Source organism: Allobosea sp. WAO (assembly GCF_001509835.1).
Lineage (GTDB): Bacteria > Pseudomonadota > Alphaproteobacteria > Rhizobiales > Beijerinckiaceae > Allobosea.
Map to the genome: position 1 here is coordinate 1 of NZ_JXTJ01000021.1, position 802 is coordinate 802.

The 802-nt window shown below is 63.6% G+C and carries 1 protein-coding gene; it reads right to left on the minus strand.

Annotation, left to right across the window (positions count from 1 at the left end; translation table 11 throughout):
• On the minus strand, positions 1-717 hold the full coding sequence (locus DK26_RS27615) for an amino acid ABC transporter ATP-binding protein (protein ID WP_066479935.1): 717 nt from the start codon (positions 715-717) through the stop codon (positions 1-3).
• Between the last annotated feature and the right edge of the window lie 85 nt (positions 718-802).

Consider the following 802-nt stretch of genomic DNA (forward strand, 5'->3'; position numbering starts at 1 on the left):
TCAGTGCAGGATCTGGCTGAGGAAGAGCTTGGTGCGTTCGTGCTGCGGGTTCTTGAAGAACTCGTTGGGCTCGTTCATCTCGACGATCTGGCCGGCGTCCATGAAGATCACCCGGTCGGCGACCTGGCGGGCGAAGCCCATTTCGTGGGTGACGCAGAGCATGGTCATGCCCTCGTCGGCCAGCGAGACCATGGTGTCGAGCACCTCCTTGACCATCTCGGGGTCGAGCGCCGAGGTCGGCTCGTCGAACAGCATGATCTTCGGGCTCATGCACAGCGAGCGGGCGATGGCGACGCGCTGCTGCTGGCCGCCCGAGAGCTGGCCCGGGTACTTGGCTGCCTGCTCCGGGATCTTGACGCGACGCAGATAGTGCATCGCGATCTCCTCGGCATCCTTCTTCGGCATCTTGCGCACCCAGATCGGCGCCAGCGTCAGGTTCTCGAGGATCGTCAGATGCGGGAACAGGTTGAAGTGCTGGAAGACCATGCCGACATCGCGGCGGATCTCGTCGATCTTCTTGAGATCGTTGGTGAGCTCCGTGCCGTCGACGATGATCTGGCCCTTCTGGTGCTCCTCCAGCCGGTTGATGCAGCGGATCATCGTCGACTTGCCCGAGCCCGACGGGCCGCAGATCACGAGCTTCTCGCCGCGACCGACCTTCAGGTTGATGTCGCGCAGCACGTGGAACTCGCCATACCACTTGTTGACGCCGATCATCTCGACCGCCGTCGCGGTGTTCAGCGAGGTCTGCTTCAGGGCGGCGGGGCGCGCAGCGCCGGTCTTGGTCTCTGCCATGGCCATG